Below are 15,925 nucleotides of genomic sequence, written 5' to 3' on the forward strand. Positions count from 1 at the left end.
GTTTCGTCGGTATTGGTGAAGTCGGCGCGCAGCTTGAGTGTGCCGGTGGCGGTATCTATACGGTTATCCAGCGTGCCCAGGGTGCCGCGCGCCAGCAGGGTCTGGTCATTGCGATCCCAGGCTTCCACCGCCAGCGTGGTGCCGCCATGCAGGGCGTCTAGCAGCCCGGGCAGGCGATTTTCCGGAATGGAAAAGACGACGGAAATCGGCTGCATCTGGGTGATAACGGCCAGGCCGGTGCTGTCGCTGGCGCGCACCAGGTTGCCTGCATCGACCTGGCGCAGGCCGATGCGGCCGGAAATGGGCGCGGTAATGGTGGTGTACGACAGTTGCAGGCGCGCATGATCGACGCGTGCCTGGTCGATGCGGATGGTGCCTTTGTACTGCTGGGCCAGCGCCTGCTGGCTATCGAGTTCCTGGCGGGCGATGGAGTCTTGTTTGAACAGGGTCTGGTAGCGCTGCAACTTCAATTCGGCGTTACGCAATTGCGCCGTGTTTTGCTGCAACTGCCCTTCGGCCTCTGATAGCGCGATGCGGTAGGGGGCCGGGTCGATACGCGCCAGCACCTCGCCTTGCTTGACGTATTGGCCTTCGCGGAAGGCCACGTCTATCAGCTCGCCATCGACGCGGCTGCGTATGGTCACGGTATTGAGCGGCGTGACAGTGCCGATGGCGCGTATCCATTCGCTCAAGGCTTCCTGGCGCGCGGGCGCCAGGCGTACCGGCGCGGGCAGGTTCCAGGTGGAAAAGCCGCTAGGCGGCGGGGCAGGCGGGGCGATAACGTAGCGCCAGAGCAGGGCGCCGGCGCCCGCCAGCATGGCGAGCAGCATCAGAAGCCGGAACAGGCGGTGGCGGGATGGGCGCGGCGGGCTCATGGCGGGGGGTGGGCCAGGGGGCGGAGAGGGAATCAGCCGGGAATGATGGCGCGGATGCCGGCAATGCCGTGCGCGCCGTGATGATGCGCTGTTTCCAGGGTATCAGGCGACTGGCCGCCGATGGCATACACAGGCAGGCCGGCATCGGCCAGCTGGCGCGTGAAGCCTTCCCATTCCAGCACCGGGCTGCCCGGGTGGCTGGCTGTCGGCTGCACTGGGCCGAGCACGGCGAAGTCAGCCTGCAGCCGGCGGGCATGCGCCAGCCCGACACTGTCGTGCGCCGAAATGCCCAGCAGGTGATAGGGGCGCAGGGCCGGGCGGGTCGTGGTGGCGCGGGCGTCGGCGGCGCGCAGATGCACCCCGTCGGCTTGTTGCCACCATTCCTGCGGGTGCACGCTGTTGACCAGCACCCGGGCGCCTGCCGCATGACAGCGCTCGCGCACGGCTTGCAGTGCGGCCAGCGCGCTGGCGTCGGCCGGGCCGCCGTTGGCCCAGCCCGGTTCACGGAACTGAACCAGCGCCAGGCCGCGCGCCAGGGCACGGTCCAAGCGCTGCAGATAGGCATCCAGCTGGTCTGTGCCGCCGATGGCGGTGACGCCATAAACGTCGGGCAGTTGCAGCCAGCGCAGCGGCGGGTAGGCCGCGGGCAGCAGTTGCGGCAGTTCCAGCGCGTCGTGCGGCGTGAACCAGCCCAGGGTCTGGTGTTCTTCCGGGCGCGGTTCGCCTTCCCAGTGTTCGACGCGGCAGAAGGACAGCCGCACCGTGGCATGGGGATATTCGTGAATATAGGTGACCCACGGATAGGAACGGGTCACTTGAATGCCCAACTCTTCCTGCAATTCCCGCGCCAGCGCCTGCAAAACGGTTTCACCGGCTTCTATTTTGCCGCCGGGCAATTCCCACCAGCCCGCCCAGCTTTTATCTGCGGGACGCTGGTCTAGGAGTACGTAGCCATCAGGACGTACCAGGACACCGACTGCAACATCAAGAATTCTTCCAGGCATGGGTATTCGGGGCTTTCTGTTTCGTGGTTGCTAGGTTGTGTCGCGGGCGGCGGCGCCGCCCGCGAGGCCAGGGCCGTCAGGCTAGGCGGGCCACCCAGTCGCGGGCGAACTGCCGTGCCACACGGCCTGAGCGCGAGCCGCGCTCCAGTGCCCATTGCAGGGCTTCCATACGCCAGGGCTGGTTGCCATCATCCGCGCCGCCGAGTTCCTTGACCCAGTGCGCCACGATATCGAGGTAATCGTTCTGGCGGAAGGGATGGAAAGATAGCCAGAGGCCGAAGCGTTCCGACAAGGATACCTTTTCTTCGACGGCTTCGCCCGGATGGATTTCGCCGTCGTCGCGCATGGTGCTCTGGAGATTCTCGCTATGGTACTCCGGCATCAGGTGGCGCCGGTTGGAGGTCGCGTAGATCAGCAGCTTGTCATCGGCTGCGGCGATCGAACCGTCGAGCACGGATTTGAGCGCTTTGTAGCCGGCCTCGCCAGTCTCGAAAGACAGGTCATCGCTGAAGACGATGAAGCGTTCGGGGCGGGCCACGATGAGGTCGATGATTTCCGGCAGGTCGCCCAGGTCTTCCTTATCGACTTCGATCAGGCGTAGGCCCTGGCTGGCATAGGTAAGCAGCATGGCGCGCACCAACGAGCTTTTGCCCGTGCCGCGGGCGCCTGTCATGAGGACGTTGTTGGCGGGCTTGCCTGCGACGAAATGGCGGGTGTTGCGGTCCAGAATCTCTTTCTGGCGTTCAACATGGCGCAAGTCATCCAGCGCAATGGCGCTGACGCGCGGGACGGCTTCTAGCCAGCCGCTGGCACCGCGCTTGCGCCAGCGGTAAGCCTGCGCAGACCAGTCTGTCGGGGGCGGGGCGGGTGGCAGCCAGGCTTCCAGCCGCGCCAGCACCCGCGAGGCCTGGGCCATCAGTTGGGCCAGATCTTCGGGTTGATTTGAATTCATGAAATCTCAGGAACGATAGTCTGCATTAATGGAAACGTAATCGTGCGAGAAGTCGCAGGTGTAAACGGTGTCGCTGACCTGGCCGCGGCCCAGGGCGATGCGTACCAGGATTTCCGCCTGCTGCATGACACGCTGGCCGTCGGTTTCCTGGTAATCGGGGTTGCGGCCGCCGTCTTGGGCGACCAGAACATCGCCCAGCCATAGGCGCAGCTTGCTGACGTCAAGGTCATCAACGCCGGCGTAGCCGATGGCAGCCAGGATACGGCCCAGATTGGGGTCCGACGCGTAGAAGGCAGTCTTGACCAGCGGTGACTGGGCAACCGAGTAGGCGATTTTCAGCGCTTCTTCGGTATTGGCCGCTTCTTCCACCTGGATCGTCATGAACTTGGTGGCACCTTCGGCATCGCGCACGATTTTCTGTGCCAGATCGCGCGCGGCATCGGTCAGGGCCGTGCGCAGGGCCGGATAGGCAGGATGGCTGGCATCGTCGATCTGCACGCCGCTCTTGCCGGTGGCGATGACGATAAAGGAGTCGTTGGTGGAGGTGTCGCCATCGACGGTAATACGGTTGAATGATTGGTTGGCGATTTCCAGCGCCAGTTCGCGCAGCAGCGCCGGCGCGATACCGGCGTCGGTGGCGAGGTAGCCCAGCATGGTTGCCATATTGGGGCGGATCATGCCCGCGCCCTTGCTGATGCCGGTGATGGTGACGGTCTTGCCGTCTAGCGTCAGCTGGCGCGAATGAATTTTCGGCTGCGTGTCCGTGGTCATGATGCTGTGCGCCGCGTCAAACCAGTGCGCGGGCGCCAGATCGGCAATGGCCGCGGGCAGGGCGGCGACGATGCGGTCCACGGGCAGCGGCTCCAGGATCACGCCGGTGGAAAAAGGCAGCACCTGTTCACGCGCCAGGCCCAGCAGACCAGCCAGCGCATCGCAGGTTTGTTCGGTATGGGCCAGGCCGCTGGCGCCAGTGCCGGCATTGGCGTTGCCGGTATTGATGACCAGCGCGGCGATGTCGGTGCCGCTGGCCAGATGGCTTTCACAGACCTGCACCGGGGCGGCACGGAAGCGGTTGCGCGTGAACACGCCAGCGACGCTGCTGCCCGGCGCAAGTCGGAAGACTGTCAGGTCGCGCTTGCCGCTGCCTGCCTTCTTGACGCCGGCGGAGGCGATGCCGATTTCAACGCCGGCGACGGAATGGATCTGGTCTGCGGGAGGAATCTGGAGGTTGACAGCCATGTGACTTGCCTTGAAAGGGAAAACAGCGCCGGAGGCGGCGGATGACAGACTGCCATTATGGCAAATCCAGAGCGCCGGTGGCGGTCATGAGGGGACAAAGTCGCGCAGCGTTCCCGTGCGGCACGGCAATGAGGGGCAAATATCAGGATTTCAGGCCGCGCGTCATCCCGCAGTTGGGGGATGTGGGTTAGGCCGCTTTCTTCTTATAAACCGTAAAAAAATGCAAGGAAATGTCATCCGCTTGGACAGCTTCCTGCAGGGCGCCCCACAGGGGACGGGTTGAACGGTGGAGAGAAGGGGAAGACCATGATTCTGCAACGTGGAGCATGTCTGGTGGCAGCAGGGCTGCTGGCGGGCTGTGCGGCAACGCATGACAGCAAGGTAGGGGAAAGCGCGAACGATCTTGCGGCTGGTCTGCTGGATTCCGCCATCCTGCGGGTGGATACTCAGATGCAGGGGGAGGCGGGAGACGATTTGCTGCTGAATCTGGAGAAAGGCGAGTTGCTGCGCGTGGCGGCCCGTTATGAGGAAAGCCAGCAGGCCCTGGAAACGGCGGATGTCACGGTCCGGGCCTGGGAGGATCAGGTGCGCGGCGCGCTGGCGGCCGTGGGAACGCAGATCGGCGCGACGCTGTTTGGCGATGGCATGCGCGATTACGAAGGCCAGGACTACGAGAAAGTCATGTTGACCACGCGCATGGCCATGAACCGCCTGAATATGGGGGATCTGGAAAATGCGCGTGTCGATATCCGCCGTACCCATGAACGTGAATCCTTGATCGCTCAGGCGCGTGAGCGCGCCAATGCCGAGGCTGAGCAGGAGGCGCTGGATCAGGGGGTAGAGGTTGAGCAGAAAGAGATCAGCGGCTACCCCGTGGAAGTGTTCGATGACCCGGCTGTCATTGGTCTGAAAAATGGCTACCAGAACGCGCTTAGCCATTATCTGGCGGGCTTTGTTTATGAAACCATGAATGAGCCCAGCCTGGCCGCAGCAGGCTATCGCCAGGCGATCGAATTGCGGCCTGACGAAGCCGCCTTGCAAACCGGATTGCAAGGCCTGGCGGAACGGCAGCAGCGTCTTGCGGCGGGTCAGGAGGCCGACGTTTTGTTCGTGATCGAAACCGGGCTTGCGCCCGCCCGTCGTTCACAATCCATTGTGCTACCGGTGCCCACGCGCAATGGCCTGCTGACGCTGGCCACGGCATTTCCCGTGATTCAGCCCAATCCCTATGCGCTGGACCTGCAGCAGATTTCGGTAGCGGGCCAGGCCGTGCCCGTGGCCCAGGCGACCGACCTCAACGCCATGGCGCGCCGGGCGCTGCGTGACGAGTTGCCCGGCATGCTGACACGTTCGTCGATCCGGCTGGTGACCAAGGCGGTGCTGCAAAACGAAATCAACCAGCAGGCCGGGCCGCTGGCCGGACTTTTTGCGGCGCTGGTGTCGGCGGCAACCGAGCCTAAGGCCGATGACCGCATGTGGCGCATGTTGCCCGAACGGGTGTATCTGGCGCGGGCATTCGTGCCGCACGGCCAGCACGAACTGAAATTGTCCGAAGACGGGCATGCCGCCAGGACGCTGGAGGTGCGGGGGCGGCGCATGGTCGTGCCGGTAAGAATGCTCAGCACCGTAACGTATTTCGGCGAACCGGCCTATCTGGATGGCGCGGCGGCTGAAACCGCGCTGCCTGTGGCCGTGGTGCAGGAAGCGCAATAGCGGGTTCGGGCCAGCCATCATTTCTTTTCAGGAAAGCATCATGAATCACAAAGCCAATCTGCGCCTGGCCGCATCGGGCCTGGCCGTGCTGTTGCTGGTTGCCTGCGCGCAGCAGGGCCGCAGCGTATCGCAACCGGAACCCCTGGCTCCTGCTTCGCCGGAAGCGGCCCTGTTGCCGGCTTACGCCGCCTCGGCGGGTATTGCCAGCAAGCTGATCGTGCCGCAGTCCATGCATGACTTGCGGGTGGTGGATCTGCGTTCGCAGCGGGTCAATGAACTCTTGACGGCGCAAGCCGAGATTGCCAATGGCAGCAGCAGCCCGCGCCGCCTGTTCTACCGCTTCCTTTGGCTCAATGCCGACGGCGGGCTGAGCGGGCGTGAAGAACCCTGGAAGGAATTGTCGTTCCTGGGACGGCAGAACCATTTCGTGAAAGGGATAGCAGCGCGTCCGGATGCCGTGGATTTCCGGCTCGAATTGCGTGCCGAATAAATTGCGTGCTGAATCAATTGCGCTCCGATGAATCAGGCGGCTGCGCCAGCCCCGCGTGTTGCCGCGACGGGGTGGCCAGCCGCGCCACGCTGGATTTTTCTGGGGGTACCCATCATGCTGTCTATTGATTTCCTGCCGCGCGCTGTCCGTGGCCTGGCCCTGACGGGCGCATTGGGATTGGCGGGCTGCCAGTCCAGCCTGCCGCTGGTGAGCGGTTCGGGCGATGTGGTCTATGGCGACCCGACGGCGGTCGAAAACGTGACCAATGAATTCGGCTCGACCGATTTGCAGCGCCTGGCGGAAAGCATGACTGCTTCGCTGCTGCAAAGCCCTGCCTTGGCAGGCCGCCCGACGGTGTCGCTGGATCCCGTGCTGAACAAGACCAGTGAATATATCGACACCGGCACGATCATGCTGCGCATCCAGACTGCGCTGGTTAACAGCGGCAAAGTGCGTTTCGTGGCGAGCCATGCCGAGATGGGCACGGCAGTCCGGGAGCTGCAGCGCCAGAACCAGAGCGGGCTGTATAAGGCCAATGGCCGGGCGCGCTCCGGGCAGATGGAGGGCGCGCAGTTCCGCATCGAGGGCGAAATTTCGTCCATCGTCAAACGGTCTTCCAGCATCAAGGATGTGTACTACGTGATGACGCTCAAACTCTTTGATGCCGAGTCCGGTGTGATTGAGTGGCAGGATCAGGCGGAATTGCGCAAGTCCTCGCGGCGCTAAGGCTTACGCCACCTGCTTGGAATAAGGACAGAGCCATGAAAAAACAGCCTATGCTGAACCGGGCGCGCGGGGCACTGCTGGCCCTGCTGTGCCTGTCGCCTGCGGTTCAGGCCGCCGGGGCGCGCGTCGCCGTGACGGATCTGGGCTATGAAGCCCAGGTCTCCGAATACTTCCGCAACGTATCGGCCGCGCAGCAGTTCAGCCAGAATGGCCTGCAGGCCGGCGGCAGCAGCAGCTTTATGCTCGAAGAGGGCACCAGAACCTATATCGTGCCGGGGGAGTTGCGCAACTTCACGGCCGATATCAAGGGCGCGCTGGTGCGCGGCGGCAAGGTGCAGGTGGTGCAAGGGCGGCCCTACACGGGCAAGTCCGGTGAAAACGTGCATGACATCATTGCGCGTATCCGCGCCGGTGCCTTCCCCGGCGCCGACTACGTGTTGTTCGGCACCGTCAGCGATATCCAGTTCGGCGAAGGCGAAATGGGGTTTGACGGAGGCGCGCGCGCTAGTAGCCTGCAGCTTGATCTGGTGGCTGATTTCAGCCTGATCAATACGCACAATGACAACATCGTGGCCGCTTTCAGCGCGGCGGGCAGCGGCCTGGACAGCAAGATCCTGAACCATGCTGGCGACCGCGCCAGTTTGAACCGCGCCAAGGTGGTGCGGGAAACGTCGCAGCGTCTGGCCGAGGAGGTTTACCGCCAATTGACCGCTCAATTTGCCCAGGCGGGAGGCGAGCTCAGTGTCGAGGCGCCGCCCCTGCCGGCGCGGCCTGCGGCGCCCGCAGCGCCGGAACCTTCCCGTGGCGGGGTGACGGTTTACTGACAGCAGCGCTGTCCCGCCTGATTCAAGCGGGATAGTGCTGAGCCGCGCGTGCCCTCGGGCCGCAGCGGCTTCACGCGGCTGCCGCGTTAGCGCTTCAGGCTGGCAAAGGCCTTGTCCGCTGCCTTCAGCGTGGCATCTATGACTTCGTCCGTATGGGTGGCGGAAACGAAACCAGCTTCGAAGGCGGACGGCGCCAGGTGCACGCCATGGTCCAGCATGGCATGGAAGAAATGCTTGAAGTGCTCAATATTGCACTCCTGCACTTCAGCGAAGCTGGCAGGCGGCGTATCGCGGAAATACAGGCCTATCATGCCGCCGATGCTGTCACTGGAAAAAGCGATGCCGTGACGTTGGGCGGCAGCGTTCAGGCCGGCGCAGAGCCGGGCGGCACGGGCTGCCAGGGCTTCGTAAAAACCAGGGGTGCCCAGCAGGCGCAGCGTGGCCAGCCCGGCGGCGACGGCGACCGGGTTGCCCGAGAGGGTGCCTGCCTGGTAAACCGCGCCCAGTGGCGCGATATTGGCCATGACATCGGCCCGGCCGCCGAAGGCGCCGACAGGCATGCCGCCACCGATGATCTTGGCCAGCGTGGTGATGTCCGGCGTGACGCCGGTCAGGCCTTGCGCGCCCTGCGGGCCGACGCGGAAACCGGTCATGACTTCATCGAAAATCAGTAGGGCGCCGTGGCGTGTGCACAGCGTGCGCAGGGTTTCCAGGAAGCCGGGGGCGGGGCGCACCAGATTCATGTTGCCGGCGAAGGGTTCGACGATCACGCAGGCGATGTCATCGCCCATGGCCGCGAAGGCCGCTTCAGCAGCGGCGTTGTCGTTGTAGTCCAGCACCAGGGTATGCTGCACGAATTCGGGCGGCACTCCGGCGGAGGTCGGATTGTTGAAGGTCAGCATGCCCGAGCCTGCCTTGACCAGCAGGCTGTCGGCATGGCCGTGGTAGCAGCCTTCGAACTTGATAATCTTGTTGCGGCCCGTGGCGCCGCGCGCCAGGCGGATGGCGCTCATGGTGGCTTCCGTGCCCGAACTGACCAGGCGAACCTGCTCCATCGAGGGCAGGCGTGCGATCAGCGCCTCGGCGATCTCGATTTCCGCTTCGGTGGGGGCGCCGAAAGACAGGCCATTGAGCGCTGCCGTGCGAACCGCCTCGATCACGTCAGGGTGCGCGTGGCCCAGGATGGCCGGCCCCCAGGAGCCAACGTAGTCAATGTACTGTTTGCCGTCTGCGTCCCAGATGTAGGGGCCCTGGGCGCGCTCAATGAAGCGCGGCGTGCCGCCTACCGAGCGGAACGCGCGCACGGGCGAGTTCACGCCGCCGGGAATACTGCGGCAGGCGCGTTGAAACAAGGTGTCGTTGCGGGAGGAGGCTGTCATGATGGCGGTACCGGTATCCGTGAGGTGATCAGACGAATGCCTGCGCGCAGGCGCGGGCGGCGGCTTCAATGTCAGTGGCCTGGAAGATGCCTTGAATGATGGCCAGGGCGTCGGCGCCGGCCTGGACGACAGGCGCGGCATTGCCGGCATGGATGCCGCCAATGGCCACCATGGCCGGGCGCGGCGCGGGCAGCTGTTCAAGCTGGGCGCGGGCCTGCGCCAGCAATTCCAGCGGCACGCGTGCCGCTTCCGGCTTGGTCGGTGACGGATAGACTGCGCCGAAGGCAATGTAATCAGCGCCCTGGGCCAGCAGGTCTTGGGCGCGGGCCAGGTCGGCGTAGCAGGACACGCCGATGATGCGTGCCGGGCCGAGCGCTGCACGCGTGGCCGCCAGGTCGCCGTCGTCGCGGCCCAGGTGAACACCGTCGGCAGCCAGCAATTGCGCCAGTTTCCAGTCATCGTTGACGATGAATACCAGGCCGAGTTCGCGGCACAGCCCGGCAATGGCCTGGCCCTGGCTCAGCAGGGCCTCTGGGCTGGCGCTGTGTTTGCGGCGCCATTGCAGGCTGCGCAGCCCGCCACGGGCAGCGGCGGCAATGGCGTCTAGCAGCATGCCGGTGTCGTCGGTGTCAGGCGTGATGCCGTAGAGGCCACGCGGGAAGCGCAGGCCGGCGTAGTCGGGGCGGGGCGTCATTCGTGCTGTTCTCCGGGCAGGCGCCAGGCCAAACGGCGTCCCATGCCGGGGCGGAAGTTCTGTTGCAGACAGGCCTGGACATAGCTGATAGCCTGGGCCACGGCTTCGTCAGGGGCCAGGCCGCGCGCCAGGAAAGCGGCAATTGCGGTCGCAACCAGGTCGGCGCTGTCGGACAGGCGTTCCTGGCCGGCATGCCAGTTCCATTGGCGCAGCAGGCCTTCGGGGCCGTTGAGCTGGGTGCAGCGGGTGTCGCTGCGCAGGGGCGTGCCCAGCACCAGCGACCATTCAGCGCCTGCTTCGCGCAAGGCGTCATTGGTTTCCACCGGTTCGCTCAGCAAGCCGTCGGCCAGCCATTGCGTGACCCGCATGTGTTCGGTCACGACAATGTCGGTTTGCGGCAGCAGCAGCTCAATGGTGGCGGCCATGACATCTTCAGCCAGATCCTGGGCATCGAGATCGCCAGCATCACCGGCGCTGTCCAGATGCAGCACCAGCGGCAGGTGGTTGTAGTCGGCTGCAATCTGCGCAATGACGCTGACGGCTTCCGGCGTATCCAGGCGGCCGACCTTGATGGCGCTGATGGCCATGTCTTCGAGCAGGCAGCGCGCCTGTTCGTCGATGAACTCGTGCGAAATGGCGACGATATCTTCCTGGTGCGCCGAATCCTGGACAGTGTTGGCAGTCAGGACGCCCAGGCCATGGCACTGCAAGGCAGCGCAGGTGATGGCGTCAGCAGGCAGCGAGGTGGCGCCGCTAGGGTCGAAGGGGCCGAAAATCAGAAGGGGAGGGAGCACAGAGGCGGACACTGCGGGCGAGGAAAATGGTAGGACCTGGCAGGCGCCTTGTTGGGGCGCTGGCGACAGGAATCCTGCCAGCCGAGGTTGTGTTTGGTTAATATGGCCCCATTGTAGGTGAAACAGGAGCGTGCGGGCAGTTGTGCCGCGCTCGCTGCAGGCCAGGCACCCAAGTGTCTGGTCCGGCCCGGCAAAACGGGGCTGTTTTGTAATGGGGCGTGAGCCCCGTTCCGGATGCAGGGCCAGCGCCGCCCGCCCGGACTCACAGGAAACTCTGAAACGATGCGTACTTGGATGTGTTTGATTTGCGGCTGGGTCTATGATGAAACAGCAGGCCTGCCGGAAGAAGGGATTGCGCCGGGTACCCGCTGGGAAGATGTGCCCCCGAACTGGGTCTGTCCGGAGTGCGGTGCCCGTAAGGATGATTTCGAATTGATGGAAATCTGAGATCGTGAACACGTTCTGAACCCTGCCTGTCGGGCTGACAGGTTGAGTCTTGTGTATGGAGTGTGCCATGACGAAAGCAGCGGAAAGCCAGGTTCTGCCCCATGCCGATTTGTCCAATCAGTTTCTGCTGGCCATGCCTGGCGGGGTTGAAGGCAGCCTTGCCGGAACCGTGATCTATATCTGCGAGCACACCGCACGCGGCGCGCTGGGACTCGTTATCAACCGGCCGACAGACCTGACTTTGGGCGCTTTGTTTGAACGGATCGACCTGAAGCTTGAAATCGAGCCGGATAAAGACGCGCCCGTCTTTTTTGGCGGGCCGGTACAGACGGATCGCGGGTTCGTCCTGCATGCCCCGATTGGCGAGTATTCGTCCAGCATCAAACTGGGCGAGATGGCGCTGACTACATCGCGCGATATTCTGCAGGCCGTTGCCAACGGCGAAGGCCCGCACCGGCTGCTGGTGACGCTGGGGTATGCGGGCTGGGGCGCCGGCCAGCTGGAAAGTGAAATGGCGTCCAATGCCTGGCTGTCGGTTTACGCCAGCCCGGACATTATTTTCGATGTCGAGCCGGCGCAACGCTATGACGCCGCGCTCAAGCAACTGGGGATAGATCCCATCATGCTCTCGGGAGAGGCCGGGCATGCCTGATGCAGAAAATGCCGGCCAGGCGGGTGCCCTGAAGGCGCCGGGGGCGGCTGCCGGGGTCAGTGTGGCTGGCGAGCCTGGCGGTGCCTGGGTGGTGGCTGGCGAAGCGGCGCTGCTCGCCTTCGATTTCGGGCTGCGCAAGCTGGGCGTGGGTTTGGGCAATACCATTACCGGCAGCGCCGCGCCGCTGGAAATTATCCGCACCCAGACCCGCAGCGAGCGTTTTCAGCGCATTGAAGCCCTGATCGAAGCCTGGCGCCCTGCCAGCCTGATCGTGGGGCTGTCGCTGGATGAAAGCGGCGCCGAACAGCATGCATCGCTGCAAGGGCGTCGCTTTGCCAATCAGCTGCATGGCCGTTTCGGCCTGCCGGTGATTCTGGTCGATGAGCGCGGTTCCAGCATGGAAGCGCAGCGCCGTCTGGGCACGAATGAGGACGACGATGCCGTCGCAGCGGCTATTATTCTGGAACGCTACCTGGATTTGCTGTCGAGCGCGTCTGTCGGCTCCTGTAACAAAGCGTCCGTGACGGGCTCCCGCACGGCTCTCTAATATCCTAAAATCCGCACCATGGCTTCAGATACACCTGTTCATTCGCCCGGCGAGCTGCCGGATGCCGAAACCCTTTACGCGCGCCTGCTTGCAGGGGTGAAGCAAGAGTTTTCCACGACGCCGCCAGACAAAACCTGGCTGGTTGGCATCCATTCCGGCGGTGCCTGGCTGGCGGAGCGCTTGCAGCGCGACCTGGGCCTGGAAGGCAATGTGGCGACCTTGAATGTCAGCTTCTACCGCGATGATTTCCATCGCATCGGTTTGCACGGCAATAGTCAGGCACAGCCTTCTTCCATCAATTTTCCGGTGGCTGGCGCGCATGTCATTCTGGTCGATGACGTGCTGTACACCGGCCGCACGATCCGGGCGGCCATGAACGAGCTGTTCGATTACGGCCGGCCCGACAGCATCCGCCTGGCGGTCCTGCTGGATCGCGGCGGCCGCGAGTTGCCGGTAGCTGCCTGCGTCGTGGCGGCGCAGATTCCGCTGTCCCCGGAAAGCGCATTTGTTCTATCCCGTCTCGATAACGGGAATTTTTCCCTGGCCCTGGAAAAGGATTCCGTACATGAATAACCCGCAGCTCAACCGCCATGGCGAGCTGACCCACTTGTTGACGACCGAAGGCCTGCCGCGCGATATCCTGACGCATATTCTGGATACCGCTGCGAACTTTGTGCCCCTGGCCAACCGCGAGGTCAAGAAAGTGCCGCTGCTGCGCGGCAAAAGCGTCTTCAACCTGTTCTTCGAAAACTCGACCCGCACCCGGACCACCTTCGATATCGCGGCCAAGCGTTTGTCGGCGGATGTGTTCACGTTGAATGTGCAGGCGTCTTCGACGGCCAAGGGTGAATCGTTGCTCGATACGATTGCCAACCTGTCTGCCATGCAGGCGGATCTGTTCGTCGTGCGCCATGAGGCCAGCGGCGCGCCTTTCCTGATCGCGCAGCATGTGGCGCCCCATGTGCATGTGGTCAATGCCGGTGACGGCCGCCACGCGCACCCGACGCAGGCCTTGCTGGATATGTACACCATCCGGCACTTCAAGCAGGACTTCTCCAATCTGTGCGTAGCCATCGTGGGTGATGTGCTGCATTCACGCGTGGCGCGTTCCGATATTCATGCGCTGACCACGCTGGGCGCGGCGGAAGTACGCGTGATCGGCCCCTTGACCTTGCTGCCTGGCGGCTTGGAGCAGATGGGGGTGCGTGTTTTCACCGACATCAACGAAGGGTTGAAGGATGTGGATGTCGTAATCGTCCTGCGGCTGCAGAACGAGCGCATGCGCGGCGCCATGCTGCCCTCGGCGCATGAGTATTTCAAACAGTATGGTTTGACCCGCGAAAAGCTGGCGCGCGCTAAGCCGGATGCCATTGTCATGCACCCTGGCCCCATGAACCGGGGGGTGGAAATCGACTCTGCAGTCGCTGATGGCGAGCAGGCGGTCATTCTCAATCAGGTGACCTTTGGTATCGCAGTCCGTATGGCCGCCATGAGCATCGTAGCGGGAGCACAGGCATGAATCTGCAGGTAAAGGGAGGCCGGCTGATTGATCCGGCCAATGGGCTGGACCGCGTCGCGGATTTGTTCGTGGCGGGCGGCCGGATCGTAGGCCTGGATGACATGCCAGCCGGTTTTGTGGCCGACCGGGTGGTGGATGCCCAGGGCCTGGCGGTCTTGCCGGGCTTGATTGACCTGTCGGTGCGCCTGCGCGAGCCGGGTTTTGAATACCGCGCCACGCTGGAATCGGAAATGCGCGCGGCGCTGGCTGGCGGCGTGACCAGCGTGGTGCAGCCCCCGGATACAGACCCTACGCTCGATGAGCCTGGCCTGGTGGAAATGCTCAAGCAAAAAGCCCGCCAGCTCAACCATGTGCGTTTGTACCCCCTGGGGGCGACCACGGTAGGCCTGAAGGGCGAGCGTCTGACGGAAATGGCCGAGCTGACGGAAGCTGGCTGCGTCGCCTTTTCCCAGGCCAATGTGCCTTTGACCGATACCAGCGTGATGCTGCGCGCCATGCAATATGCGCGTACCTACGGCTATGTGCTGTGGGTGCGCCCGCAGGATTACTGGTTGTCGCGTGGCGGTGTGGCGGCCAGCGGTGCCTATGCGTCGAGGCTGGGCCTGTCCGGTATTCCGGTGCAGGCGGAAACGATTGCTTTGCAGACTTTGTTCGATTTGCAGCGTGTGACGGGTGCCCGCCTGCACCTGTGCCGCCTTTCCAGCGCTGCCGGCCTGGAACTGGTGCGCGCCGCCAAGCAGGAAGGCTTGCCGCTGAGCTGCGATGTGTCGGTCAATCATGTGCATTTGACCGATGTGGATATCGGTTTTTTCGATTCGAATTATCGTCTGGATCCGCCGCTGCGCGGCCAGCGTGACCGCGCAGCGATACGCGAAGCTTTGCTGGACGGCACGATCGACGCCATTTGTTCGGACCACACGCCGGTCGATGATGACAACAAGCTGCTGCCTTTTGCCGACGCCGAGCCTGGTGCCACCGGCCTGGAGCTGCTGCTCAGCCTGACCGTGAAGTGGGCGGCCGAAGCCGGCGTGCCGCTGGCGCAGGCCCTGGCCCATGTCACGTCGCAGCCTGCGCAGGTGCTGAGTATGGGAGCACCGGATTTGCCGCCTTGCGGCCGGCTGGAGCTGGGGGCGCTGGCGGATTTTGCGCTGGTGGATCTGGATGCCCGCTGGGTGGTTAGTCGCGAGACCTTGCTGAGCCAGAGCTGGCATACGCCTTTCACCGGGCTTGAGCTGCCGTGCCGGGTGCGTTCCACCTGGGTCGGCGGCCGGCAGGTTTGGGATGCTGCTTCGTGAAGTTGCTGCGTTTCACGTTGCGCGCCATGTTGTTGGTGCCCTGGCTGCTGGGCGGGTTGCTGACCTTGGCGTTGCTTTACTACCCCGTTTTCAAGGCGGGGAGGGGGGAAACGATCGTCCGGGGCTGGTCGCATGTGCTGTTGCGCTGGTGTTGCGGCGTGCGGTGTGAAGTTTTCGGTCAGCCCTTGATGGAAGGCTCGGTGTTGTGGACGTCCAATCACGTCTCGTGGGTGGACATCTTCGTGATCAATAGCGTGCGCGCGTCCATTTTTGTTGCGAAGAAGGAAGTGCGCGAGTGGCCCTTGGTCGGCTGGCTGGCGGCAGGCGTCGGCACCCTGTTTCTGGATCGGGCCTACCGGCAGGCGGTGCGTGAAATCGGGCAGGCCGTCGAAATTCATTTCCGCCGCGGCCGTGCGGTCGGGTTGTTTCCGGAAGGCACGACCACGGATGGCATGCGTTTGCTGCCGTTCCGTTCCGGCTTGTTCGCGCCTGCGGTGGACGCCGGTGTGCCGGTGCAGCCGGTGGCGCTGGTTTTCATGCAGAATGGCAAGCGCAGCAGCCGTGCCGCTTTTACAGGAGACCAGTCGTTGCTGGCCAATATCTGGTGCATTCTGAGCACGCCGGGCATGCTGATCAAACTGCATTTTCTGCCGGTGCTGGAAATGCCCGCAGAGGCGGACCAGACGGTACGGCGCACACAAATTGCGCGCATGGCGGAACAGGCTGTGCGTGACGTGGTAGAGGGCTGACCCGCGGGCAGCAGTGATCTGTCCGG

Annotated in this window: 18 protein-coding genes; 11 read left to right on the forward strand and 7 right to left on the reverse strand. The window is 63.8% G+C overall.

Annotated elements, in window-relative coordinates:
* The 4 genes from ACTJGZ_RS03345 to argJ form a co-directional block, all read right to left on the reverse strand.
* Positions 1-830, reverse strand: an 830-nt coding sequence (locus ACTJGZ_RS03345; RefSeq protein WP_441661534.1) for an efflux RND transporter periplasmic adaptor subunit, incomplete at its 3' end; no start/stop codon positions are given.
* Between the two features lie 77 nt (positions 831-907).
* Complete coding sequence (locus ACTJGZ_RS03350; protein WP_441661535.1) at positions 908-1,879, reverse strand: Nudix family hydrolase; 972 nt, start codon at positions 1,877-1,879, stop codon at positions 908-910.
* 76 nt (positions 1,880-1,955) lie between these two features.
* Complete coding sequence (locus tag ACTJGZ_RS03355; RefSeq protein WP_441661536.1) at positions 1,956-2,831, reverse strand: ATP-binding protein; 876 nt, start codon at positions 2,829-2,831, stop codon at positions 1,956-1,958.
* Between the two features lie 6 nt (positions 2,832-2,837).
* Positions 2,838-4,070 carry a bifunctional glutamate N-acetyltransferase/amino-acid acetyltransferase ArgJ gene (gene argJ / locus ACTJGZ_RS03360; protein ID WP_441661537.1) on the reverse strand — a complete coding sequence of 411 codons (1,233 nt, stop codon included), beginning with the start codon at positions 4,068-4,070 and terminating at the stop codon, positions 2,838-2,840.
* Positions 4,071-4,376: 306 nt separating this feature from the next.
* Here argJ and ACTJGZ_RS03365 point away from each other — a divergent pair, with 306 nt between their 5' ends.
* The 4 genes from ACTJGZ_RS03365 to ACTJGZ_RS03380 all read left to right on the forward strand — a co-directional run bounded on the left by ACTJGZ_RS03365 (position 4,377) and on the right by ACTJGZ_RS03380 (position 7,823).
* Positions 4,377-5,783 carry a COG3014 family protein gene (locus ACTJGZ_RS03365; protein ID WP_441661538.1) on the forward strand — a complete coding sequence of 469 codons (1,407 nt, stop codon included), beginning with the start codon at positions 4,377-4,379 and terminating at the stop codon, positions 5,781-5,783.
* Positions 5,784-5,823: 40 nt separating this feature from the next.
* On the forward strand, positions 5,824-6,273 hold the full coding sequence (locus tag ACTJGZ_RS03370; protein ID WP_441661539.1) for a YcfL family protein: 450 nt from the start codon (positions 5,824-5,826) through the stop codon (positions 6,271-6,273).
* A 114-nt stretch (positions 6,274-6,387) separates the two neighbouring features.
* Complete coding sequence (lpoB, locus tag ACTJGZ_RS03375; protein ID WP_441661540.1) at positions 6,388-6,999, forward strand: penicillin-binding protein activator LpoB; 612 nt, start codon at positions 6,388-6,390, stop codon at positions 6,997-6,999.
* A gap of 35 nt (positions 7,000-7,034) precedes the next feature.
* A complete protein-coding gene (locus tag ACTJGZ_RS03380; RefSeq protein ID WP_441661541.1) occupies positions 7,035-7,823 on the forward strand; it encodes a hypothetical protein in 789 nt (262 codons plus the stop codon).
* Between the two features lie 86 nt (positions 7,824-7,909).
* Here the strand turns inward: ACTJGZ_RS03380 and hemL are convergent, their stop codons facing one another.
* From hemL to thiD, 3 genes are read right to left on the reverse strand one after another with little or no spacing between them, the layout of a single operon-like run.
* On the reverse strand, positions 7,910-9,202 hold the full coding sequence (gene hemL, locus ACTJGZ_RS03385; RefSeq protein ID WP_441661542.1) for a glutamate-1-semialdehyde 2,1-aminomutase: 1,293 nt from the start codon (positions 9,200-9,202) through the stop codon (positions 7,910-7,912).
* Between the two features lie 28 nt (positions 9,203-9,230).
* A complete protein-coding gene (gene thiE / locus ACTJGZ_RS03390; RefSeq protein ID WP_441661543.1) occupies positions 9,231-9,896 on the reverse strand; it encodes a thiamine phosphate synthase in 666 nt (221 codons plus the stop codon).
* Positions 9,893-10,690 (reverse strand): bifunctional hydroxymethylpyrimidine kinase/phosphomethylpyrimidine kinase, encoded by a 798-nt coding sequence (gene thiD / locus ACTJGZ_RS03395; RefSeq protein ID WP_441661544.1) that lies wholly within the window; start codon positions 10,688-10,690, stop codon positions 9,893-9,895. The genes thiE and thiD overlap by 4 nt, the downstream gene beginning before the upstream one ends.
* Before the next feature lie 282 nt (positions 10,691-10,972).
* Between thiD and ACTJGZ_RS03400 the strand changes: the two genes are divergently transcribed.
* From ACTJGZ_RS03400 to ACTJGZ_RS03430, 7 genes are all read left to right on the forward strand, one after another.
* Complete coding sequence (locus tag ACTJGZ_RS03400) at positions 10,973-11,137, forward strand: rubredoxin (protein ID WP_441661545.1); 165 nt, start codon at positions 10,973-10,975, stop codon at positions 11,135-11,137.
* A gap of 67 nt (positions 11,138-11,204) precedes the next feature.
* Positions 11,205-11,789, forward strand: a complete 585-nt coding sequence (locus tag ACTJGZ_RS03405) for a YqgE/AlgH family protein (protein ID WP_441661546.1) — start codon at positions 11,205-11,207, stop codon at positions 11,787-11,789.
* A gap of 88 nt (positions 11,790-11,877) precedes the next feature.
* Complete coding sequence (ruvX, locus tag ACTJGZ_RS03410) at positions 11,878-12,336, forward strand: Holliday junction resolvase RuvX (protein ID WP_441661607.1); 459 nt, start codon at positions 11,878-11,880, stop codon at positions 12,334-12,336.
* Between the two features lie 18 nt (positions 12,337-12,354).
* Positions 12,355-12,909 (forward strand): bifunctional pyr operon transcriptional regulator/uracil phosphoribosyltransferase PyrR, encoded by a 555-nt coding sequence (pyrR, locus tag ACTJGZ_RS03415; RefSeq protein ID WP_441661547.1) that lies wholly within the window; start codon positions 12,355-12,357, stop codon positions 12,907-12,909.
* Positions 12,902-13,855: an aspartate carbamoyltransferase catalytic subunit gene (locus ACTJGZ_RS03420; protein WP_441661548.1), complete on the forward strand. Its 954-nt coding sequence runs from the start codon at positions 12,902-12,904 to the stop codon at positions 13,853-13,855. Before pyrR ends, ACTJGZ_RS03420 begins: the two co-directional genes overlap by 8 nt.
* Entirely contained in the window at positions 13,852-15,150 is a 1,299-nt protein-coding gene (locus tag ACTJGZ_RS03425; RefSeq protein WP_441661549.1) for a dihydroorotase, read from the forward strand. Before ACTJGZ_RS03420 ends, ACTJGZ_RS03425 begins: the two co-directional genes overlap by 4 nt.
* The gene (locus ACTJGZ_RS03430) at positions 15,147-15,899 is read left to right on the forward strand and encodes a lysophospholipid acyltransferase family protein (RefSeq protein WP_441661550.1); all 753 of its coding nucleotides are present in this window, start codon (positions 15,147-15,149) and stop codon (positions 15,897-15,899) included. The genes ACTJGZ_RS03425 and ACTJGZ_RS03430 overlap by 4 nt, the downstream gene beginning before the upstream one ends.
* The last annotated feature ends 26 nt before the right edge of the window (positions 15,900-15,925 follow it).

It is taken from the genome of Kerstersia sp. (assembly GCF_052103615.1).
Lineage (GTDB): Bacteria > Pseudomonadota > Gammaproteobacteria > Burkholderiales > Burkholderiaceae_B > Kerstersia.